Raw genomic sequence first — 22,619 nt, forward strand, 5'->3', positions numbered from 1 at the left:
ACGAATCGCAGCCTTATTCTCTTCGATCAATTTATGCTGCGCGCTAGATAACTCTGGCTCTCCCTTGAGAGGCTTGCCATTCGGGTGTGGATCTCGTATTTATCAAGGCCTGAACGCGTAGTCGCCGCCGGTTGAATTGAAAAAGGAGCGCCGTCTATGGCAAAACTGTTTTCGACCAAGAACTCAGTTACTGCCAAGGAGGCGCCCCATGGTCCAACAATCGCATAAACGAGACGAGATTCGCAAGCAACTTCAGCCGTTTTTCGAAGACCTGATCGAGACGGTCATCCAGGCTCGAAGCAGCGAGGAACCAAGGATTACCGAGCTAAAGATTGCCCGCGCGGGCGACCGGCTCGGAGCTGAGGCAATCGGCCGATGGTTACTCGGCTATGACCTCGACGCATCACTTATTAATGTCGATGGGGCGTGTCATTATCGGATGAGCAAACCCGTCGAAAAAACCTACCACACACAGCGCGGCGAGGTTCGGCTGGCGCGCCATGTCTATCGTCCCAGCGGCGAGCACAACGGCGCGATTGTCTGCCCACTGGAGGCGAGGGTCGGGATGGTGCACGGGGAGTGGACACCCGGCTGCGCCGAGGCGATGGCCTATATCGCCCAGGAACTTCCCGAGCGCGCGGCCTCAAAAGTCGCCCAAAAATTGGGAGCAATGGCGTACTCCTTTAATAGCTTTAAGCGCGTCGCGCGCACCCTTGGGGCGCGCTGGGAAGCGGACCGGGATCAGCACGAAGAGGCCACGATTCAAGCTTTTAAAATACCCGATGCGGCCGCCCGACTCGCGGTGTCCATCGACCGAGTGAGCCTGCTGATCGATGAAGAGCAGAAGCTGAACTGGCGCATGGCGTATTGCGGCACGCTGACTCTTTACGACGGCACAGGCGAGCCACTTAAAACGCTTCGATACGGGCGTATGCCGGGCGAAGGTGCCCATATTTTACGCGAGCAGATGAAGTGGGATGTGGCGGCGATTGGCGGGCGCCGAGAGGATTTAGAGGTCGTCACCTTAAGCGATGGGGCGGCCGAATTATGCAACATCCTCGATGCCGATTATCCCGAAGCGGCGCGCTATATCGACTATTATCACGTTGTCGAAAAGCTCTCGGCCGCCCTCACTGCGTTTTGCAATAAGCGCTCCACGTCGAAAAAGGCGAAGGAACTATTGGCCAAATGGAAAACCGAATTGCTCAACACACCGAATGCCATTGAGAATATAGAGCGAACGATCAAACGCTGGCGAGCTGTGAACCTCGAGGTCGGCGGGCAAAAACCGGTCCACCAGGCGTTGACCTACATTGCGAATCACAAGGCCCAAATGAACTATGCCGAGGCGCGCGCCAAAGGCCATCCCATCGGCAGCGGACACGTCGAGGCCTGCTGTAAACAACTGGTGCAGACGAGAATGAAGCGAAACGGGCAGCGCTGGAAGCCCCGTGGAGGACAGTCCATTTTGACGCTGCGAAGCTTGGCGACGGACGCCAGATGGGAGGACGCGATGCAGGTGATGATGCCGAGCTTTATGCGGTGCGTTGAGCCAGCAGCTCAGGCGGCGTGATCAATATGAGATTCACACCCTGCCATTCTGTCCAATCCTGACTTCCTTACCTCCTCCCTTCACATGCATATGCGCGGGTCCGTGATCACCACTCTTAGTATAGTGAATTATTTCGATGTCGCCACTTTTCGCAACGCTTTTAGGCGGAAGTGTTGGTGGAGTTGGTAACTGGCTAACCGTCTTCGACCGCCGCTTAACCGACCTCGAAACAGTTGTATTTACTCCCTTCGCAACCTTTCCAACCTGCCCACCAGGTACAACCGCCATGCCAACAGTCATTACGAGTGGAGTATAATTGCCACCTTTCGCATCCACTCCGGCGTTCCAAATGTCGGCGAAACCCTGAGCCACAAACCCAGCCCCCACATTAACTGTTTGGGCTGTGCCAAGCACCATGCCTGCGGCCGCGTCGCCGTAGTTCCCTTGGTCAAGGCTCTGCTGGGTTGTGGCGGTAATTGCCTGATATGCCTCCCAAGCCGCCGAAAAGCAGTCAACCTTAGCGCCATTTCGCCGACACGTTCCATCTGGATCGGTATAAACAATCGGATTATTACCGGCGTAGGAATATAAATTTAGCTCTATCCCTTCCCCCGAACCGAGTTCCGGCGCCGCCAACAACAACGGATCCGGCGATAACCACCGCCTCAACTCCGGGTCATAAACCCTGGCCCCCATAAAATACCACCCGGTCGCCGGGTCCGGCTCAAAGCCGACAAATTGGTGGGTCGGCGCGTCGAGCTCGCTGACCCGAAGCGTCTCGTCCCAGGCACCCACTCGTGTTCGGTTAAGCCGAAACCTCCTCAAAAGCGACCGTATCGGGCTTATGAGCCAGGGGAATCGCTGATAGGATGTCGTGTGAACCGGGTCTATTGCGATTGGGATCCGCAGCTTCGGCCGTCATCAGCTTGAACAAATCAATCCGGCGCGCCCCCCGTTTCTGGGCGATATGGAGCAATATTACGGTGGCGAAATCGCGAAAAACCGCGTCCATGCGCTGGGCGGGATAGGTGCGGCCAGGGTTAATTTGGCGCAACACCTGTAGAAACGCGTTGGAGAGCAAAAGTGCGAGGATGGACGCGTAAATAAGCGCCTTGACGACTTCGGGTTTTGAGCTGGGAATCTGATTGAGACGCATCGTCGTTTTGAGCCGCGTAAACAATAGTTCGACCTGCCAGCGCAACCGGTAGGTCTGGGCGATCTCGTCGGCGCCGAGGGTTTCGGGGCCGATATTGGTAAAATAGAGGTGGTATTGACCGGTTTCGGCATGTTTTTGGCCGACCAAGCGCATACGCATTTTCGCGGTTCGACTGCGACCGCGATACTTTCGAAGCTTCACGGGGACTTCGACTTCAACATCAATAATGCGGCGCTCAAGCCGCGCCAAGACGTCTTGGAGCTTCTGGCCGACTAAATTGATAGAGTTCCCCGCCACCCGCTGGTGGGAGGCGACGATGCGCGGGTTTGCGTTGGACTTGGCGCGGCTTAAGAAAAACCCGCCCTTTTTGGCGATGCGCCTGAATAAATGAAAATCGTAATAGCCCAGGTCGACCATCAGCAGGCAATTTTTGACCCACGAACCGACGGTCTTCCACGGGCCGATATCAGCCCGGGTCTGGCCGGTCATTTTAACCGAATTGGCGGTGCCTGACACGACGTTTGTGACCATATGCAACTTGGCTGCAGCCTGGCCAGGCTGGGTCGACGCCCATCTGTGGGCGAGCATCTGATGAAGCCCGATGACGGTCGAATCCAGCGCCAGAAGCTCGCTGAAGCCGTCGAGGCGCTTGGCCGCGTTTTTGGTGATCGACTTCTTCTGCACCGCCAGCCTCCAGTCGACCAACCGTTTGATGAGGTCGGCCAGCAAACCGGTCAGCCGGTCGTGGAATGACGAACGGGCAATCGTGATGGACGCGACCTGCTGAAAGCGCCGCCTCAGCGAGGCGATGCTCCGTTTAGAGCCCGCCGGAAACCCCAACACAAGCGTCCAGACGAGCATGACTGGGTCGACCTTGCGCTCTCGCACGACGACGCCGAGCGCCCGCGCATACTTTTCGATGACAAAGTCTGGAAGAAAGGTTGTCAAAAACTCGAGAGTTTGTTTAGAATCGATGTGCGCCATCATAGCTCCTTTTTTGTTCGTGTAACGATCGACTAATCGCACCATGAACATGGGAGATATGATGGCGTTTTTCAATGTCTGACGGAGTTTAAAGCGGGGGGGGGTGGGGGCTTAACCGATCACGAGTGCCTCGTAGGCTAACTCGACGAAACGCCCGATAATTTGCTTGAGCGGCGACTCGGGCGTCAGGCTCTCGGCCAAGGGTTTGCCAGCGGCCTCTTTCGCAAACCCGCGCAATAACTCGTCGATCGGCTCGCCGAGGTAATTTTGAGTGCGTGGTGATTTTGTTGTCTTCTTTTTCTTGGTCACGGCTGTGCTCCAATTTAAGGGTTGCTCCGAAAAGACGGAGTGAATACCCCAAATACACAGAATTTATTACACTCCCAATCGCAATCCAAATATCGAGGATGAAGCGCTATTATTGTCCCATTTTGAGGCCACGGCCGAGCCCGTGAGAAGCTTGGACAGGTATTGTGCCACCACGATACCACAAAACTTTCGTTTCCGATCCACGACGATAAACTCCGTGAGAACTTGTCGCGCCGCTCGAAAAACCGGCAGGGATTCTTATGGCACGCGAGTCTTGTAACTTCGGCTGATGGGCTGCGCGCCTGGCTCGGCCTGGTCGCGGCGAAGGCCTTTGTGCACGAAAGTGAGCTACCGGATCCGGCAAGCAAAACATTCTGGGAAGAGCGCCAAGGGCTGCATACGGACGAGGCGCGGCTGGCAACGGTTGATGGCGTATAAGCGCGCGTTCGCCCTAGGTTTGCAGGCGAAGACGGGCTTGTGATCAATCATGAGACCCAATCCTATAAGGCTATACCCCATAACGTTATGATGCTGATCGCGTCAAAATTTACATCTAAATGAAAAATCACTCGTGAGGCTATCGCGCATAGCCTCACGAGTGAACTGTTGGTGGGTTGTCTTGATTATAGCAGTTTGCCAAAACGCTAGGAAAACAACGCCTAATCCCGCGAGCCTGCCGAAGCTCGTTTTTACTGAGAAGCGTCTTCGGTGAGTCTTGAAAATAGTGCTACCAAGCCACTCAGATGCCCTTTTGCGGTTCCTTCCACACTGGTAGGCACAAGACAAATAATACCATCACTGCGTGATCCGCCCTCGCGGTCTCCGATGTCTATTGCATAAGAATCGGCATGGCCGTCACATCGCTCATAGGATGGTTCCGCAGCATCAGCCAACGCGACTGCAGCGGCTGGTGTGGTGTGCGCTTCCAACTCTGTAAGATCGGCCTGCGATAATACGCCCGTCTTCGGTTGCTTAGGTCCATGGAGTATTTCGTAATTCCCATTAGGAAGTACACTGAGCATGACCCGCTCCTCGGCATTGTCCGCGGTCGGCGCAAAGTGTGACATATTCAACACGTAAATGGGTCCCGTGTCCGAACCGCCACTTCCGCACGAAGTGCTGCCAAGCATGCACAGCAGCAAGAACAGAGGAACGATAGACACGCGACGACGAGCGGGTCGGTTGTTTAAGTGCGGCATATGTATGCTCTCCGAATTAAGTTGGTGAGTGAATATGAGCGTCAGTGGGTCTGCCTAGAACAAGGCTTCCATAAACTTTTAAAGTTGCTGCTTTGTCCAAAGTCCAGAAAGTCTTTCAAACGGCCCTTGAACCGTAAAAACTACCCCACTGACCGCTTACGAGTGAATAGGTTATTAGCAGGTGGAATATGTATAGCCTGCAGAATTCATCCGCATGCACGGATCAGTACTAAATCTATTTGCCAAATAGTAGTTACCTTCTGTCACCGCTGATGAACGAATTGAACTGTTAATCCAGTTGCTCCGAGCGGTGGTCGCAAACCAATTCAAATACAGCACGGTATAAGCATTGGCCCCCTTACCCACTCGTGTTCGGTTAAGCCGAAACCTCCTCAAAAGCGACCGTATCGGGCTTATGAGCCAGGGGAATCGCTGATAGGATGTCGTGTGAACCGGGTCTATTGCGATTGGGATCCGCAGCTTCGGCCGTCATCAGCTTGAACAAATCAATCCGGCGCGCTCCCCGTTTCTGGGCGATATGGAGCAATATTACGGTGGCGAAGTCGCGAAAAACCGCGTCCATGCGCTGGGCGGGATAGGTGCGGCCAGGGTTAATTTGGCGCAACACCTGTAAAAACGCGTTGGAGAGCAAAAGTGCGAGGATGGACGCGTAAATAAGCGCCTTGACGACTTCGGGTTTTGAGCTGGGAATCTGATTGAGACGCATCGTCGTTTTGAGCCGCGTAAACAATAGTTCGACCTGCCAGCGCAACCGGTAGGTCTGGGCGATCTCGTCGGCGCCGAGGGTTTCGGGGCCGATATTGGTAAAATAGAGGTGGTATTGACCGGTTTCGGCATGTTTTTGGCCGACCAAGCGCATACGCATTTTCGCGGTTCGACTGCGACCGCGATACTTTCGAAGCTTCACGGGGACTTCGACTTCAACATCAATAATGCGGCGCTCAAGCCGCGCCAAGACGTCTTGGAGCTTCTGGCCGACTAAATTGATAGAGTTCCCCGCCACCCGCTGGTGGGAGGCGACGATGCGCGGGTTTGCGTTGGACTTGGCGCGGCTTAAGAAAAACCCGCCCTTTTTGGCGATGCGCCTGAATAAATGAAAATCGTAATAGCCCAGGTCGACCATCAGCAGGCAATTTTTGACCCACGAACCGACGGTCTTCCACGGGCCGATATCAGCCCGGGTCTGGCCGGTCATTTTAACCGAATTGGCGGTGCCTGACACGACGTTTGTGACCATATGCAACTTGGCTGCAGCCTGGCCAGGCTGAGTCGACGCCCATCTGTGGGCGAGCATCTGATGAAGCCCGATGACGGTCGAATCCAGCGCCAGAAGCTCGCTGAAGCCGTCGAGGCGCTTGGCCGCGTTTTTGGTGATCGACTTCTTCTGCACCGCCAGCCTCCAGTCGACCAACCGTTTGATGAGGTCGGCCAGCAAACCGGTCAGCCGGTCGTGGAATGACGAACGGGCAATCGTGATGGACGCGACCTGCTGAAAGCGGCGCCTCAGCGAGGCGATGGTCCGTTTAGAGCCCGCCGGAAACCCCAACACAAGCGTCCAGACGAGCATGACTGGGTCGACCTTGCGCTCTCGCACGACGACGCCGAGCGCCCGCGCATACTTTTCGATGACAAAGTCTGGAAGAAAGGTTGTCAAAAACTCGAGAGTTTGTTTAGAATCGATGTGCGCCATCATAGCTCCTTTTTTGTTCGTGTAACGATCGACTAATCGCACCATGAACATGGGAGATATGATGGCGTTTTTCAATGTCTGACGGAGTTTAAAGCGAGGGGTGGGGGCTTAACCGATCACGAGTGCCCCCTTACCAGAACTACTACCGACGCCAACACATCCGTTCGACCAATGAGGTTGCTTCAGTTTTCCGGACACATCGAAGAGTATAATCACAGAAACTCAACGAGGTGTTCAAATGAAGCGGTATCCAAAGGAATTTAAGCAAGAGGCGGTTCGCCTGTCGTATCTCGACGACCGTACTTGCGTGCAAGTTGCAGACGAACTCGGGATCGATGTCCGAAGCCTTTATCAATGGCGTAGCCAGGCTAAAAAGAACGGCGAGGATGCCTTTCCTGGCAAGGGAAAGCAGACGCCGGAGCAGGCCGAGATTAGCGAACTTAAGAAGAAGGTGCGGCGCCTCGAGCAAGAGCGAGCCATCTTAAAAAAAGCTATGAGTATCTTCGCCGACAGGGAACAGGCGTGAGATACGAAGTCATCGAGTCGCATCGCGACGAGTTCCCGGTCACGCTTTTGTGCGAGGTATTGGACGTCTCCACCAGCGGGTATTACGATTGGCGAAAGCGTCCCCCGAGCAAGCGTCAGCAAGAAGATGAGGCGTTGCTCAATAAAATTGAGGACATTCACGCAAAGAGCCGAGAGACCTATGGAAGCCCAAGAATCCATCGCGTTCTCAAGGATGAAGGCCGTGTCGTCGGTCGAAACCGCGTGGCGAGACTAATGCGCGACAACGGCATTAAAGCGGCTCAGAAGCGGCGGAGCAGGCGTACAACCGACTCCAATCACGCGTTCCCGTTGGCCGATAACCTGCTTGCGCGCGAGTTCAGCACGACCCAGCCTAATCAAGTCTGGCTGGCGGACATTACCTACGTCGACACGCAGCAGGGTTGGCTATATTTGGCGGCTATTCTCGATATCTATAGCCGCAAAATCGTTGGCTGGGCGATGGATGAAACGATGGGTCGAAAGTTGTGTATAAATGCGCTGCAGATGGCTGTGCTTAACCGAGAGCCCGATGAAGGCCTATTGCACCACTCCGACCGAGGCTGCCAATATGCCAGCGGCGACTATCAGGAGTTGCTTAAAGATTACGGCATGACCTGTTCGATGAGTCGCAAGGGCAACTGCTGGGACAATGCGCCGATGGAAAGCTTCTTCGGCACCTTAAAGACCGAGTCGCTTCATCGCAGAGTCTTTGCGACCCGGGATGAAGCACGGCAAGAAATCTTCGAATATATTGAGGTTTTTTATAATCGGCAGCGCAAACACTCGGCGCTCGATTTTGCCAGTCCATCCGAGTTCGAAATGGCCAATGCGGCTTAAACTGAGTGTCCGTTAAATCAGAGCAACGTCACAATTTGGGTCGCAGTTCCCGCCCGAACAACTACCTTGATGGCCACACCACCCTTCCGCATGGCGAGCTTCGTGAAAAATAGTTGCTGCGCGTTGTACCACGTTTTCATCATAGAAAAATGGCGCGCGCAACTCGGTTTTATTATCGATGATGGGACCATATACCGTGTGTGCGCGACTACTGTTGCTGCAGCTACTGTCAAGTTCATCGATTGAGTTGCCTGACCAACAATACGCCCAGTAGCCAACATTGCTATTACTCGTGCTGCACGTAGGAGAAGATGTAACGCTATAGGCAAGCACTTGCAGTGCATTGAAAGTTCTCTTTAGAGGCAACGCATTATTGCATGCGTCCTCCCATCCCATCCCATTATCCCAGTCTCCCTTGTCGAAATCAAATCTAGACCACATATCGTCGACCCGAGACTGACTGCAGTTCCAATTAGAACCATAAAATGAGTCAAACTGTGCGGTGCTTGCAGTGCGACCACAGGCTTGCGCATGAGAGTTTCGCACAACGCCAAGGCTTGCAATCAGAATTATCCCAACAACTATTACTCGACTCAATGTAATGATATTCATCTTACTGTCCCTCCTCTGGCACGTTAGTTGACCGTGGACGTTGCCGCGTATCCTCACCTGAGCGAACCTCTTCCGGATGCACCTCGCGAACTTTGGCGAGTTCAGCATCGGTGAGCAATCGGAACGCAGTCGAGATGCCTCTAGACTCAAGCGCGGCGCGCCAAGCACTACTCAGGTTCCCGTCGCTAAAAAGCTCAAGAGCCAAAAGACGCGCTGTTTCCTTGTCGCCTGTTACTAACACCTCATAAATCGCTTCCTCTGCCCCATCAACATTCGCTGCGTAGTTCTTCGCAAGACCGATTGCCCCATTGCTTCGGACAGAAAAAGCAGTATCACGCCTCTCTCCATCGTCTGACTCCCAAACATCCGGAGGGCTCAGCGCAAGCATTTTAATAAAATTAATAACCTCGGGTTCTCGAATTTGTGCCGCCAAGAACGAAATGCGTCGACGAAGATCCGGTTCGATGCGCGGGATCGATTGGTAACGGGCCTGGAGACGAGCGATTGCCTGAGGCTCGCCCAAAAAGGCTTCCAGCTTTGAGTTAAAACGTAAGGTTTCCCCGTGACCGACCGCTTCCATCGAAGCAAGTAATTCGTCCAGCGAATCCGCCCCCGTCTCATTAACTTCGGCAGACTCCAAAGCCGTTTCATTAACCTCGACAGACTCCATACGGGCACTTTCAGTAGGCTGTGACAAGTCAGATTGGCAGGCAAACAGCGAGACCGAAACCGCACTCGTAAACATTATTGATCGTAATGAATAACCCCGCATGTAAGCGTTCAGTGGGTCTACCTAAAATGGGGCTGACAGACACTTTTCGGGTTGCCTGAGCGCCTCCGGTTCCGACACTTAATGTGATGGAGATACTACCCGACAAACGTGATTTACGCATCGCCGAGCTCGAAGCCGAGAACGCCCGTCTTCGTGGATGCCTGAAGGAACGGGAACTTTATTGCGCCAAACTCGCCGCGCAACTCGAACAAGCGTTAAAGCGCATTGACCAATTGGAGCGCCAACTCGATTTGAATTCGCAGAACTCCTCGAAGCCGCCGTCCAGCGATGGGCCGAAGCAGCGTGCCCAGCGTAAAAAAAAAGAAAACGGAAAACGCGCCCAGGGCGCTCAAAAGGGGCATCCGGGCCACCACCGTGAGCTTTGGCCGCCGGAGAAGGTGGACCATCAAAAGCAGTATTTTCCCACAAATTGCTCAGAATGTGGGCTCGAGCTAGCGGCTGAAGATGCACGCGGCGAGCCGGTGCGCCATCAAGTTTTTGAGGTTCCGCCGAAGCTTATCGAATGCACCGAACACCAGCGCATGGCCTGTGAGTGCCCGGGGTGCGGGCATCGAACGCGCGCAAAGCTGCCCGAAGCGGTCGAAAAAAGCGGTTGGGGGCCGCGCCTGGTTGGGCTGCTGGCCACACTTGGAACGCTTACGACGGACACGCGCCGGCAACTCGACTGGTTTGTCGGCGAGGTGCTCGGCGCGCCCAGCTCGCTCGGGTGCGTGCAGCGCCATCTTGAGGAGGCAAGCGCCGCGCTAAAGCCCGGATTCGATCAGGCGTGCACGGCGATTCAGCGGGCCGAGCAGGTCGGGGTCGATGAAACCGGCTGGCGAAAAGGCCGACTTCCGCATTGGATCTGGGTCATTCAGAGCGCACAGGCTGCCGTCTATCGGATCCGGTCGGGTCGTACTAAAGCGGTCGCCCAGGAGATTATCGGCGCCCCCGGCGCGCGTATCTTCGTTACCGATCGCTACGGCGCGTACTCATATTTGGCGGCCGAACGTCATCAAATTTGTCATGCGCACCTGCTACGCGAGTTTGTAAAAATGTCGGAACTCGACGGCGAAGTCGGCCAGATTGGCAAGAAATTGGAGGTCATGAGCCGCGAACTTCAGGGTAAATGGGCGCGCACGAACGCCGATGAAATCCCGCACGAAAAATGCGTCATATGGGTCCGCCAAAAGGTGCGCCCAAAGTGGGAAGCCTTGCTCAAAAAGGCGGCGGCCCACGGGAAAGCCGCGCCGGCGGTAGTTCGCTGGCTTCTAAAAGATAAGCATCTAAAGATGGCCTGGGTTTTTCTGGAACACCCCGGCGTTGAGATGACCAACAACGCCTCGGAGCGCGCGCTTCGCGGGCCAGTGGTCCAGCGAAAGATCTCCTGGGGCTCGCAATCCAACGCCGGATTGCGGATGATGGAGCGGCTGTGGACCATCGCAGAGACTTGCAAGCGCCAGTCGATCAGCGCCCTCGATTATATCACCCAAGCGGTTGAGGCGCTGAGAAATGAGGCACCAGCACCGCTCTTGATCGCGTAAATGGCTGACGTTTAGGTCGACCCGCTGAACGCTTACGCTAGAATTTGTTGGGGATGTACCAGCGGTTTCTGATTTGGGTCAAGTTCACTACTCTTATTTTTATATAACTTTAATACCCCTCATCGTTCACACGGTAACCTTTCAATCTCATCCCCGGTCGACAATCCACCACCGTTTGATTGACTTGCTTAGATAAGCGCATGGTCTCGCATGATCACTCCGGGGGGCTCAGGGGGGGGGCAAACGGGCGCAACACTTTGCTGATACGCAATGTACCGCAACGTCTTGCTGGTTAGGCGACGCAACGCGACGCTTTGCCGATAAGCGACGCATCGCAACGCATCGCAGGTACGCAGCCCCCTTCGGTCGCTTCGCGACATCTTCCCCATAGGGGAAGAAATGCTGTTGCCCCTGCTGGGCGGTGGATGGGGCGCTTCTGGTACGCGACGCACCGCAAATCTAAAGCGCCCCGCTAGCGCAACCGTAATCCTCCGCCCCGCAGGGGGAGGTGCCTGCGCAGCAGGCGGAGGGGGGAGCTGCAAATCGGCGAGGCGTTGCTGATACGCAACGCACAATTTTCGAGGCGTTGCTGATACGCGACGTCTCGCAACGCGACGCCTTGCCGATACGCGACGCACCGCAACGCCTCGCTGGTACGCAGCCCCCCTTCTGTCGCTTCGCGACATCTTCCCCAGAGGGGAAGATCTACTGTTGCGCCTGCGGGGCGCTTCTGATGGGCGGTGTTCGCGGCGCTTCGGGTGGGCGGTGTTCGCGGCGCGTCGTGTACGCCGCGCCCCAAACAATCCCAGCCTATCCCCCCTGCAAACCACGGCGCAAATTCGCTGGAACAATCCTCAAGCCACGCGCGTTGGCGGCAGTAGACGAAGGGGAGCGGGCCGGAACGCCGCGCTTAATCGGGCCTGGGCGAAACGAATTAAATGAATCGCCCCTCACTTCTTGACCCACCGCACTCCTTGCGCCATGGTAGCGCCAGAATTTCGACGGGTAGGTCGTTTTTCGCGCCACCCCTTGTAAATATCCATCCCCGATTCTGCGTGGGATGTTTTAAGTTTAATATTATACGCCTGGTATTACCCACCGAACCTCTTTGCACCGAGAGCCAAAGCCGTGACGAAAGCGTCGAAGAAAGCACTTCCACAGTCGCAAGCAAATACGACCGAATTTAGCGGTAGCAACCTGCCTTATATTGAGCAGCTCTATGGGCAATACCTGCGCGATGCCGCGTCGGTCGACCCGAGCTGGCTGCCGATCTTTGCGGAGTACCTCGACCAGATGGGCGCCGAGGACCCGCGCCCTAATTTCAAGCGTCGCTCCCTCTTCCGCGCCGGAGCGAGCGCCAGCAACGGCCAGAGTGCCGTGGACGACGGCATCTATACCGACCGCGTCCAGAACACCTCGGTCGAGGCCCCCGGGCGCACCGCCGGGTTCGCCGCGCGCGTGGAGTCGCTGGTGCGCGCCTACCGCCTGCATGGGCATCTGGCCGCAAAGATCGACCCGCTCGGCTTTGAGCGCCCCGCCCCGCCGCCCGAATTGGACCCGGCAAGCTACGGGTTCAACAGCAGCGACATGGACACACCGGTGCGCTGCAAGGCGCTGTTTGGCGACAACCAGCAGACCTCGCTGCGCGAGGTGCTGGCCAAGCTAAAGTCGCTCTATTGCGACTCGATCGCGGTGCAATACCAAAATATGCCGGTGTCGCGCTCGCGCATCTGGCTGCGCGACCAGATCGAGCTCAATAACTACGCCCCGCTTGACACCGCCGAGCAAAAGCGCGCGCTGCGCCGGCTGATCGAGGCGGACGCGTTTGAGTCCTTCTTGGGCAAAAAATACGTCGGCGCCAAGCGCTTCTCGGTGACCGGCGGCGACGCCCTGATCCCGATGCTCGACGCGATGCTCAACGAATTTGGGGAGCTCGGCGTCGAAGAGGTCATCTTCGGCATGGCGCATCGCGGCCGGCTCAACGTGCTCCATAATATCATGGACAAGCCCGCCGAGATGATGCTCTCGGAGTTCGAGAAGAACCCGGTCCCCATGGAGTTTTTGGGCTCCAGCGACGTGAAATACCACATGGGGTATTCGAGCGATTTCGAGAGCGCGACGGGCAAAAAGATCCACCTGTCGCTCTGCTTTAACCCGAGCCACCTCGAGTTCGTAAACCCGGTGGTCGTCGGGCGCGCGCGCGCCAAGCAACACCGCAAAGGCGAAGAGAGCGCGCACCAGCAGATCGTCCCGGTTCTGATGCACGGCGACGCGGCCTTCGCCGGCCAGGGCATCGTCACCGAGACGCTCAACATGTCCCAGCTCGACGCTTATGACGTCGGCGGCACGATTCATATCGTCATCAATAACCAGATCGGCTTCACCGCCGAGCCCAGCGAGGCCCGCTCGACTACCTACGCGACCGACGTCGCCAAGATGCTCTCGGTCCCGATCTTCCACGTCAACGGCAACGACCCGGACGCCTGCGTGCGCGTCATGAAACTCGCCGCGCGCTACCGCCAGATGTTCGGCGAAGACGTCATCATCGACCTGGTCTGCTACCGCGAATACGGCCACAACGAGGGCGACGAGCCCCGCTTCACCCAGCCGCTGATGTACCAGGCGGTCGACAAGCTCAAGCCCGTGCGCGAGATCTACGCCGACGAGCTGATCGCGAAGAATATCCTGACGGCCGAAGAGGCCAGCGCGCAATTCGACGCGCGCACGGAGATGTATAGTAAGGTCTTCGACAAGGTTCATACCGCGCCCGAGAAGACCACCGTCGACACCATGAACGGCCTGTGGAAGCCCTATAAGGGCGGCGACGTCGCCGAAGATCATGACGTCGACACGACCATCTCCAAAGAGTTGCTCCTCGAGTTGGGCGAAACGCTCAGCCAGGTCCCCGACGACTTCACCCCGCACCGCACCCTGGGGCGCCTGTTGAAGTCGCGCGTCCAGATGGCCAAGGGCGAAAAGCCCATGGACTGGGGCATGGGCGAGGCGCTGGCATTTGGCTCGCTGCTCAAGGAGAACACCTCGATTCGCCTCAGCGGCCAGGACTGCGTGCGCGGCACGTTTAGCCACCGCCACGCCGCGCTTCGCGACATCAATAACGGCGACCAATATTGGCCGGCCCGCCATATCGCCGAGGAACAGGGCGAATTCCAGGTCTATAATAGCCTGCTCTCCGAGTCGGCGGTCCTGGGCTTTGAGTACGGCTATAGCCTGGACTCCCCGGACGCCCTGGTCATGTGGGAAGCCCAATTCGGCGACTTCTCCAACGGCGCCCAGGTCATCATGGACCAGTTCATCAGCGCCGGCGAAGACAAATGGATGCGCCTCAGCGGTCTGGTGATGCTGCTGCCCCACGGCTACGAAGGCCAGGGCCCGGAGCACTCCAGCGCGCGCCTTGAGCGCTACCTGCAGATGTGCGCCGAAGACAATATGATCGTGTGCAACCCGACCACCCCGGCCCAGTATTTCCATATGATCCGCCGCCAGGTGCTCAGCCCGCTCAGAAAGCCGCTGATCGTCATGACCCCGAAGAGCCTACTTCGCCTCAACGAAGCCAGCTCCACGGTCGACGAACTCACCAGCGGCGGCTTCCAGAAGATCAAGGGCGAGACCTCCGAGAAGGTCGACCCGGCCAAGGTCAAGCGCGTGCTGATGTGCTCCGGCAAGGTCTATTATGACCTCGACGAGTACCGCCAGGCCAACGAGCTCCACGACACCGCGATCATCCGCTTCGAGCAGCTCTACCCGCTGCGCAAAGAGGATATCGACGCGGCGCTGGCCGAGTTCCCCAACCGCGAAAAGGTCTGTTGGGTCCAGGAAGAGCCGAAGAATATGGGCCCCTGGCCCTACCTCTTCGAGCGCTTCTACGACTACGACCTGCTGCCCATCGAGTATGTCGGTCGCGTCGCCAGCGCCAGCCCGGCCACCGGCTCGCGCGACGCGCACCTTATCGAGCAAGCTGCGCTGGTTGAGAAGGCCTTCAAGGGCTAATTTGACCCGCTAGAACGACAACGGCCACCCAACGCAATGTTGGGTGGCCGTTCTTCGTTTTGGGCCTGAAGTTTTGGTGTTGTCGCTGGCTAAAACGACGCGCTCAGGGCCCGGCGTTTCGATCCCGCGAGACCTTCTTCTTTGGCTTGGCCGTCTTCGTCTCATTTAACGCACTCAGCGCCGCCTCACGCTCGCGCAGCCAACGCAGCTTCTCGCTGGCCAGATAGCGCAGCCTCTCGAAGTCTTCACGCTTCTCTTTGCTCAAGTCATTTTTTTCGTAGGGGTCATTCTTCCAATCGACGAGCCTTCGGCGACCGGTTCGCAGATCTTCGCTATAAGCGAACTCCTGGGTGCGCAGGGCGATATTTCGAAACGCATCGGTCTGGCGCTTGGCGTCCTCTGGGATATAGAGCAAGCCATAGATCAGGTCTTTCTCAACGGGTACGCCCTCGAAGAGGGTTGGAATGAGACTCTCGCCAACCCAATTCTCGGGCGCGCGATGCCCGGCAAGGTTGAGCACGGTGGGCGGGATATCGGCCTGTGAGACCAGGTCTGGGCGCACCTGACCGCGCTGCTTGGGTCCCTGAATGACCAGCGGAATATGCAATAAATCAGTCCCTAGACCGACACCGTGGCGCGCGCCTCGCCCTGCCCGAAACGACTCTCCATGGTCCGCGCTGAAGATCATTAGATACTCCTCGGGCGCCCATTTTTGCTGCACCGCGTCCATCAACTCCCCCCAATGCATATCCGCCCAATGCAGCTCGTTATCGTAGAGGTCGACCGCCTCAGCTCCCTCGAACGGAGCATGACCTTTGATCTTTCTGTAGGGGCCATGATGGTCGAAATAATGCACCCATAAAAAGATTGGCTGTTCGGGGGCCTGCGTCTCGAGGTGGTGTAGGGCGCGGCGAGTGACCGATGGTGCTGTATGAACCTTATCGGCGGCCCCTTTATACCCATGACCGTCGACCTCGTCGAAGCCGATGGAGACCCCCGGCCAGCGCGACTTTAAGAAATATTTATCGCCCGGCACAAAGACCGTTCGATAGCCGCTTTGCTGGAGAATCGAGGCGAGCGTCGGGGTATTCGCTGGGTATGAATAGGGATGTACGCGCCCGTCTTTCATCTTAATCATGCTATTAAATTGCCCGAGGAGCAGCCCGGGAAGCGACAAACGCGTACTTGAACTCAGCGAAAACGCGTGCTCAAAGACGGTGGCGTCCTTGGCCCAACGGGCCAGGTTCGGCGTGGTATCACGATGGTATCCCCCGAGCGTTGTATGCTCCGCAGAGAGCGCGTCGGTTGTGATCAGAATGACATTGGGCTGAGCCGCGACGCCCTTTGGCTGGGGCCGGTTGAGCTTGCCGAGCTTGAACCTTTCAAGGTCGACGACCAGGTCACTGCCAGAACAATTCTCATCAATCCCATTCCCAACAATCTCGCGCTGCAGCGGATGAATCTGGGCGTCATACGGCGCGCAATCATTGCCTGCATAGTACGAAATCGCCCCATCCCCGTCATAGTCTAGGCGCGGCTCAACCAGGGCGTACCACATGCTGACGACCGAGGATTGCCCCACAAAAACGACACGCGCGTCGCTTAATCTCTGCGGAAGAAAAACACTTAAGACCCCTAACCCGATGACCGCCAGTCCGAGCCCAGTGCCGCTTATTGAGCGTCTTCGCGGGCGAGCATGAACCGCGGCCCCGACGGCGGCTGTGAGAATTGCCCCGGCCGTCGGCCCGAGCACAAACGCCCACGGGAGCGCGGCCATCGTTTCGGGACTCATCACCCACAAATAAATCGCCGCGCCGAGCACGGCGACGAGGAGCACGGTCAAAAGCCAGAACGGACGAAGCGGGTCGCGCTGCAGCAAACGCATCGCCACCGCGCGAACCCCGAGCAAAACCTGCCGCATAAGCAACAAGATCGGCGGAGCTGCCAGCAAGAGTATGACGCCGAGGAGGATCGCTACCGCAAGGATAAGCAGCACAAGATACGCGGGCGTCTTCACCGCGCTCAACAGTCGCACGCCGATGCTCACTCCACCCAATAACCAGGCAAAAATAAGCAGCGGCGCCCCCAGGAGCCAGGCGCAGCGACGCGCGCGGGTAGGCGCATCACCGCCCACGAGATACCGACCGGCCATACCCACGGCGGAGGCCAACGGGTCGGGAATATCGAGCCAGCGGGCCCAACTAGCCACAGCCATCCCGGCGAACAGCCCCCCGCCCATCACAAGCGGCATGCCGACGCCGAGATTAATCATCGCCCCCCAAACCGGCGCGTCTTCTACCGTCGCGACGACATAAAGCCCTTCGACTAGAAACCAGGCGCTCAAGAAGACCAGAGCGTATAAAAATCCTCCAAAGAGAGCGTCTCGTGTTTTCATTGGTGTAATAGGTACCGCTAAAATCCAAGGCCATCGGCTTGCGCTGCCGAGCAAAGCTCGACCCTATATCGCCCGGCTAAGATTAGGCAAACGTGACGACTCTCAGACCCCGAAATTCGACGGGTCGAGCCCTCGCTCGAGATAGAATTCACGCAAAACCTCGAGCATTTCATCGCGCCGCTGGGGCTCCTTGTCCGACCGGTCAATCTTCTCGCCCGAATCTTCGGCCAGGTCGAACAGCTGGATTAGCTCAAGCGACGGTCGAAGTAGCAACTTGTCGTCGCCCTGGATGATCGCCGCGCCCAAATAGTCGCGTGTGCGGTCAGGAATGACCTCGGTATAGACGATGCGCTCGGGCGGCTCCTCGCCGGCGAGCAGCGAGGGCCCAAGGGATTGACCGCAGAGCGCCTCGGGGACGTTGAGCTCAACCAGGTCGAGGACCGTGGGCACCAGATCGATCAATGAGACCGGCGATTGGTAGACGCCGGGCTTGATCCCCGGCCCCCAGAAAAGCCAGGGGACGTGAACCTCTTCGCCGAAGACGGTGGCCCCGTGGGCGCGAAACCCGTGCTCCATAAACGCCTGACCGTGGTCGGCGGTGATGATCACGATCACCGGGCGCGGCAGGTTCGGGCCGCGCGCGAATTCGAGAAGACGCTCAATCTGGGTGTCGACGAAGTTCAGCCCGCTGTCGTAGCGGTCGGCCTCGCGCTTTCCGTATTTCACCAGGTTCGGCCCGCCGAAATAGGGTTGATGCGCTTCGAGCATATGCGCCCAGACAAAGCGCGGCGCCACGCGCTCGGGGTCAGAGAGATACGCCGTCATGCGGTTCACGATATGAGGCGCCCCGCGGTCGGTATCCCCGTACATCTTCACCGGCGACTCATCGACGAGGTCGAAGCCCTGAAAAGCGCGATATTTTGTGGGGAACGCGCCGGGGTCGGTCGACAGCGCCTTAGTCTCATAGCCGGCGGCGCTCAGATAGGAGGCAAGGGTCTCCTGACCGGGGGCAAAACTTAGCCCCCATTTGGTGCTCTTGGGCGCGGCGATGCGCGAGGAGTAAATGCCCGAGAACATGCCGCGAAAACTCTGGCGCGTGCTCGACGCGGTCGTGTAGGCGTTGGCGAATACAGCGGCGGACTCCGCGCGCTTTTTCAGGTGCGGTGTGGTGTCGCGCTTATATCCGCCCAGCGAGGTGTGGTCCCAGCGCATCGCGTCGACGGTGAGCAAAATAATATCCGGGGCGCCATCGCCCACCCGCCCCACCCGGCGCGCGTCGGGCGGGGTCTGGCCGGGTTTACACACGGCCGACTGCGAATTCGACTGAATATCCCGCGCGAACTGAACAGGCTTCTTTTTAAGCGTGCCCAGCACAAGGTTCGTCCCCGGGGCATATTGAGGCATCCGAACCCTCATCTGCGCGGGCACCTCGCTGCCCATATAGAAGATCCCCAGCCCACCGAGCCCGAAGATGCCGGCCATCGCCGCGGCGAGGACCGTGCGCCGTGCTGGCATAAAACTCCCCACGACCGCGGCCACGCCGATGATCGCAAACGGCAACACCGGCTGAAGATTAAGCTCATCGAAGACATCCGGCGCCAGGAAGATAAAGCTTAGCCCCCAGGTAATCGCCAGAATAAGCGCGCCTAAAAACGCAGCGATCGGCAGGCGTCTCTCTACCTCTTTCTGGCCGAGTTCGCGCTTTGTTAACGCCACGAACCCACGCATCAAACCGGCCTCGGCCCCACGCCACACCGCCCAGGCGAAGATCCCAATAAATGGAAGCACCAGGGCCAACGCGATCTGACGGACCTTGGGGGAGCTAAAGAGCGCGGCGAAAATTTCCACACTTCCAAACGCGAGGTAGCTCACGAGCACCAGGGCAAGCGCGCTCGCCCCGAGCAACGAGGCAAAGCGCAGCGGCGCGGCGGCGACGAACGCGCGAACCCGCCCGCCCGCCTGCTTCCAACGCCATAAGGCACCAACGCACCATCCCAGTGGAAGAGTCAGCATGATAACGACGGCCGCGGCCGCCCCGCTCGCCGCCCAAGCCTGCCAAAAGGTTACCTCCGCACTCTGTAATCGCCAGGCCTCATAGAGCGACCAGATAGCCCCGCAGAGCGCCGCCATCGTGAGCACACCGGGGATGGCGCCGATGCCGAATTTCCCCTCAAATTGTGATCTGGTTCGCCTGCTCTTACTCAACTACTTTCTCCCGAAGACGAAGCCTGCATCGTACTTGAAATTTTGCGATTCTCGGTCTGTGACTTGACCTGTGAGCGATACCTCTTGACTATCGCGGCGCCTCCCTATCATTTCCATAAATCGAGATCGAGTTTCAGACGCTACTTGTTTAGGCTCGACCCACGACCTTTTTGCTCTTGCCCGCGGCACACACGATGAGCGACCTCCCAAAGAAGCAGCAAACGTTCGGACTCATCGGATGGCTCGTGCTGAGCTATATCGTATCAGCCATCGGCGGGGTGGCGTCATTCCAGGCGCGCGCGTTTTACGCCGACCTCACCCAGCCCGCGTGGGCCCCGCCCGGCTGGCTCTTCGGCCCGACGTGGATGGTGCTCTATACGATGATGGGGGTCGCCGCCTGGCTGGTATGGCGGGAGGGTGGCGCAGAGAAAAACCGCATCGCGCTGGGCATCTTTATCGTCCAACTCGCCGTCAATGGCGTGTGGAGTTGGCTCTTTTTCGCCTGGAGTCTGGGCGCCCTGGCCTTCGCAGATATCGTACTGTTATGGCTTCTCATCGTCGCCACGATCGCCCTCTTCTGGCGCACCCGCCCGTTGGCCGGCGCCCTGCTGATACCCTACCTACTCTGGGTCAGCTTCGCGGCCGCGCTCAATTTCGCGGTCTGGCAGCTCAACCCACAGATACTGGGCTAAACGACGCATATCAGCGCGGACCGAATCCGCCTGATTGGAATAAACGCTCGCGGCTGGCGATTTATAGGCCGCGTCGCTAATATAAGCGCGACGAACCCCTTATTTTTTTTTCGAAACCCTACTATTTAGGACATTCTTATGAAGTTTCGTTTTCTCGCACTATTGATCGTCTTTATCGCTGCAGGCTGCGCGACCACCCCGGCAGAAAACACCGAGTCGACCGAGCAAACTGAGTCGACCGACGAAAATGTCGAGTCGACCGAGAGCGCCGAGGCCGAGGCCGAGTTTGGTCCGGCCACCTATGAGTGCAAATCCGGCACCATCATCAAGACCACCCCTGCGGGCGAAGAGACGATTTCTCTGGAGATGGGAAGCGACACGAATACCCTGACGCTCGCGGTCTCCGCCAGTGGCGCGCGCTATGTCGGCGACGGCCTCGTGTGGTGGACCAAGGGAAGCGGCGTTGGCTCCGAAGGCACCCTCTTCTTCGACGACGTCGGCAACACCGGCGACATCATCGAATCATGCGTTCAGACGACCATCGTCGAATAACGCGGTGGGTCGCCCCCGGCGATCGCGCAAGATCAGGACGCAGAAGCCGAAAAGAACGCGCGCATTAAAATGGCCCTCGACGCGATTCAGTCCGTCGAGAGAGCCAAAAAGGAGGAAAAGAAAACGCCGGCAGAGCGCTCGGTGCGCCCGCCACGCCACGGCTTCGAGCGCGATGAGCGCGGCCGCTTGTACCAAACCCATTTCGACCTTCGCCGGCGCGCCTTCTATGGTGTCTATGACTGGATTTCGGCGAGCCGCGACCTGGGGAGTTTTGAGCACCGGCTGGCGGGCGAATTCGGCGGTGTCTGGGAGACCTACGACGACCAGGACAAACACCGCCATCGCCATCAATTTGTGCAGGCCCGCGCCGGCATCAACCCCACCGAAGTCCACGGCCTGCTCTACGGGTATGACCGCGGGCGCGCCGACGCGGAGCCGACCTTTCGCCTGGTCGAATTCCTCACCCCCCAGGCGGATCGCTACGATCTCTTCCTAAATCTGGGCACCGGTGTGCGCGTCGGGCGCATGCGCTACGAGCCCAATCAAGACAATTACCAACTTCTCATCGACGTCTTCCAGGGCCACCTTAATTGGGAGTTTTTGCAGAATCGCGACCAGGGCCTGGAGGATTATCTCTTGCTTCGGGTTGGCGCAGGGGTGGGGGTCGCGCTCGGCTCCGAGCGCGACTTCGACCTGTATGCCTATCCCGAGGTTGGCCTGGAAGGCGCCTGGACCATCGACGAGCGGGGGTTAACCCAGATGACGATGCACGCGGCCTACCGCCATATCTGGGAAGACGCCGGCCTGGAGCACGACCGCGCCCACGCACGGGTCAACGTCGAGCGCGTGCTCTTTAGCCTCAATGATATGCCCGTGTCGGCCTTTGCGGAGGTGGGCGTCGCCTACCGAAGCGGTCCGCTCTTCGACGCGGGTGCCCTCAACTACCAGGCCACGCTCGGCGGACGCATCAGTTTCCTGAGCCCGCCGCGCCCCGACTACGCCCCCCAACCCAGCACGGACTAATTCATGACGTATTTTCGCCGCCATCAAAGCAGCGCTGTCGTGGGGGCAGTGCTCCTCAGCGCGATCTTGGCCGCCCCTCGCCCTGCTGCGAGCGCTGAGGACTGGAAGGTCGACGCCCAAGAGCGGAAGTTCCGGGTAGGCTTTGACCCGCATAACCGCGCCGACCGCGACCTGGCGCACCTGGCGCCAAGATGACACCACTTGGAAGCAGCAATTTGTCCCGCTGACCGGCGTCGAGGCGATCTATGCCTGGGAGAGCGGCAATGGGCGCTACCATTTTGGGCTGCGCGGGCGATGGGGCCAGGCTGTCACGCCGGGCACAGACACCGAGTGGGCCTGGGAGACGCTATGGCAGGCCGAGGCCCGCGCCGAGATTATCCTGCTGTCGATCAACGACCAGCCGCTGAGCATTCCGCTTCGTTTTGAGCTCGACAAACGCGGCGACACCGCGCTTGATTGGCGTGCATTTGCCGGGCTCCGGATAAGCTTCCAAACGGGCTCGTGAAGTCAAAACCCCGCGCG

Annotated in this window: 18 protein-coding genes; 10 read left to right on the forward strand and 8 right to left on the reverse strand. The window is 58.1% G+C overall.

What is annotated here, in order from left to right; genetic code table 11:
• The first annotated feature begins 208 nt into the window (after window positions 1-208).
• Window positions 209-1,573 (forward strand): hypothetical protein, encoded by a 1,365-nt coding sequence (locus tag DN745_RS11225; RefSeq protein ID WP_111334877.1) that lies wholly within the window; start codon window positions 209-211, stop codon window positions 1,571-1,573.
• A 12-nt stretch (window positions 1,574-1,585) separates the two neighbouring features.
• On the opposite strand, the gene DN745_RS11230 is transcribed toward DN745_RS11225, so the two are convergent.
• The 3 genes from DN745_RS11230 to DN745_RS11240 all read right to left on the reverse strand — a co-directional run bounded on the left by DN745_RS11230 (window position 1,586) and on the right by DN745_RS11240 (window position 4,001).
• Window positions 1,586-2,347 (reverse strand): RHS repeat-associated core domain-containing protein, encoded by a 762-nt coding sequence (locus tag DN745_RS11230; RefSeq protein WP_162687618.1) that lies wholly within the window; start codon window positions 2,345-2,347, stop codon window positions 1,586-1,588.
• A gap of 10 nt (window positions 2,348-2,357) precedes the next feature.
• Window positions 2,358-3,656 (reverse strand): IS4 family transposase, encoded by a 1,299-nt coding sequence (locus DN745_RS11235; protein ID WP_162687619.1) that lies wholly within the window; start codon window positions 3,654-3,656, stop codon window positions 2,358-2,360.
• A 147-nt stretch (window positions 3,657-3,803) separates the two neighbouring features.
• Entirely contained in the window at window positions 3,804-4,001 is a 198-nt protein-coding gene (locus tag DN745_RS11240) for a hypothetical protein (protein WP_111334883.1), read from the reverse strand.
• Window positions 4,002-4,163: 162 nt separating this feature from the next.
• On the opposite strand from DN745_RS11240, the gene DN745_RS11245 reads away from it, so the two are divergent.
• Window positions 4,164-4,439 (forward strand): hypothetical protein, encoded by a 276-nt coding sequence (locus DN745_RS11245; protein WP_111334885.1) that lies wholly within the window; start codon window positions 4,164-4,166, stop codon window positions 4,437-4,439.
• Window positions 4,440-4,690: 251 nt separating this feature from the next.
• Here DN745_RS11245 and DN745_RS19340 read toward each other — a convergent pair whose 3' ends face one another.
• Together DN745_RS19340 and DN745_RS11250 are read right to left on the reverse strand one after the other, a co-directional pair.
• Entirely contained in the window at window positions 4,691-5,023 is a 333-nt protein-coding gene (locus DN745_RS19340; protein WP_133622181.1) for a hypothetical protein, read from the reverse strand.
• Between the two features lie 553 nt (window positions 5,024-5,576).
• A complete protein-coding gene (locus DN745_RS11250) occupies window positions 5,577-6,875 on the reverse strand; it encodes an IS4 family transposase (RefSeq protein WP_162687472.1) in 1,299 nt (432 codons plus the stop codon).
• Window positions 6,876-7,149: 274 nt separating this feature from the next.
• Between DN745_RS11250 and DN745_RS11255 the strand changes: the two genes are divergently transcribed.
• Window positions 7,150-8,294 (forward strand): IS3 family transposase gene (locus DN745_RS11255; RefSeq protein ID WP_111334887.1). Its coding sequence is split into 2 segments (ribosomal slippage): window positions 7,150-7,431 and window positions 7,434-8,294, totalling 1,143 coding nucleotides; the frame shifts between segments, so codons are not numbered across the junction.
• A gap of 613 nt (window positions 8,295-8,907) precedes the next feature.
• Here DN745_RS11255 and DN745_RS11260 read toward each other — a convergent pair.
• Window positions 8,908-9,651, reverse strand: a complete 744-nt coding sequence (locus DN745_RS11260; protein WP_133622180.1) for a hypothetical protein — start codon at window positions 9,649-9,651, stop codon at window positions 8,908-8,910.
• A 113-nt stretch (window positions 9,652-9,764) separates the two neighbouring features.
• Here DN745_RS11260 and tnpC point away from each other — a divergent pair, with 113 nt between their 5' ends.
• Window positions 9,765-11,222, forward strand: coding sequence for an IS66 family transposase (gene tnpC / locus DN745_RS11265; RefSeq protein ID WP_111334891.1), 1,458 nt, complete (start codon window positions 9,765-9,767; stop codon window positions 11,220-11,222).
• 1,128 nt (window positions 11,223-12,350) lie between these two features.
• Window positions 12,351-15,230: a 2-oxoglutarate dehydrogenase E1 component gene (locus tag DN745_RS11270; protein WP_111334893.1), complete on the forward strand. Its 2,880-nt coding sequence runs from the start codon at window positions 12,351-12,353 to the stop codon at window positions 15,228-15,230.
• Between the two features lie 103 nt (window positions 15,231-15,333).
• Here the strand turns inward: DN745_RS11270 and DN745_RS11275 are convergent, their stop codons facing one another.
• Window positions 15,334-17,625 (reverse strand): sulfatase-like hydrolase/transferase, encoded by a 2,292-nt coding sequence (locus tag DN745_RS11275; protein WP_111334895.1) that lies wholly within the window; start codon window positions 17,623-17,625, stop codon window positions 15,334-15,336.
• Window positions 17,626-17,727: 102 nt separating this feature from the next.
• On the reverse strand, window positions 17,728-19,830 hold the full coding sequence (locus DN745_RS11280; protein ID WP_111334897.1) for a sulfatase: 2,103 nt from the start codon (window positions 19,828-19,830) through the stop codon (window positions 17,728-17,730).
• Between the two features lie 194 nt (window positions 19,831-20,024).
• On the opposite strand from DN745_RS11280, the gene DN745_RS11285 reads away from it, so the two are divergent.
• The 5 genes from DN745_RS11285 (at window position 20,025) to DN745_RS11300 (ending at window position 22,602) form a co-directional block, all read left to right on the forward strand.
• Window positions 20,025-20,522, forward strand: a complete 498-nt coding sequence (locus DN745_RS11285; protein WP_111334899.1) for a TspO/MBR family protein — start codon at window positions 20,025-20,027, stop codon at window positions 20,520-20,522.
• A 138-nt stretch (window positions 20,523-20,660) separates the two neighbouring features.
• Window positions 20,661-21,074 (forward strand): MliC family protein, encoded by a 414-nt coding sequence (locus DN745_RS11290; RefSeq protein ID WP_111334901.1) that lies wholly within the window; start codon window positions 20,661-20,663, stop codon window positions 21,072-21,074.
• Between the two features lie 69 nt (window positions 21,075-21,143).
• Entirely contained in the window at window positions 21,144-22,097 is a 954-nt protein-coding gene (locus DN745_RS11295) for a hypothetical protein (protein ID WP_111334903.1), read from the forward strand.
• Window positions 22,098-22,100: 3 nt separating this feature from the next.
• Entirely contained in the window at window positions 22,101-22,292 is a 192-nt protein-coding gene (locus DN745_RS19345) for a hypothetical protein (protein WP_133622169.1), read from the forward strand.
• A complete protein-coding gene (locus DN745_RS11300) occupies window positions 22,240-22,602 on the forward strand; it encodes a hypothetical protein (protein WP_111334905.1) in 363 nt (120 codons plus the stop codon). Before DN745_RS19345 ends, DN745_RS11300 begins: the two co-directional genes overlap by 53 nt.
• Window positions 22,603-22,619: the final 17 nt, after the last annotated feature.

It is taken from the genome of Bradymonas sediminis, from assembly GCF_003258315.1.
Taxonomy (GTDB): domain Bacteria; phylum Myxococcota_A; class Bradymonadia; order Bradymonadales; family Bradymonadaceae; genus Bradymonas; species Bradymonas sediminis.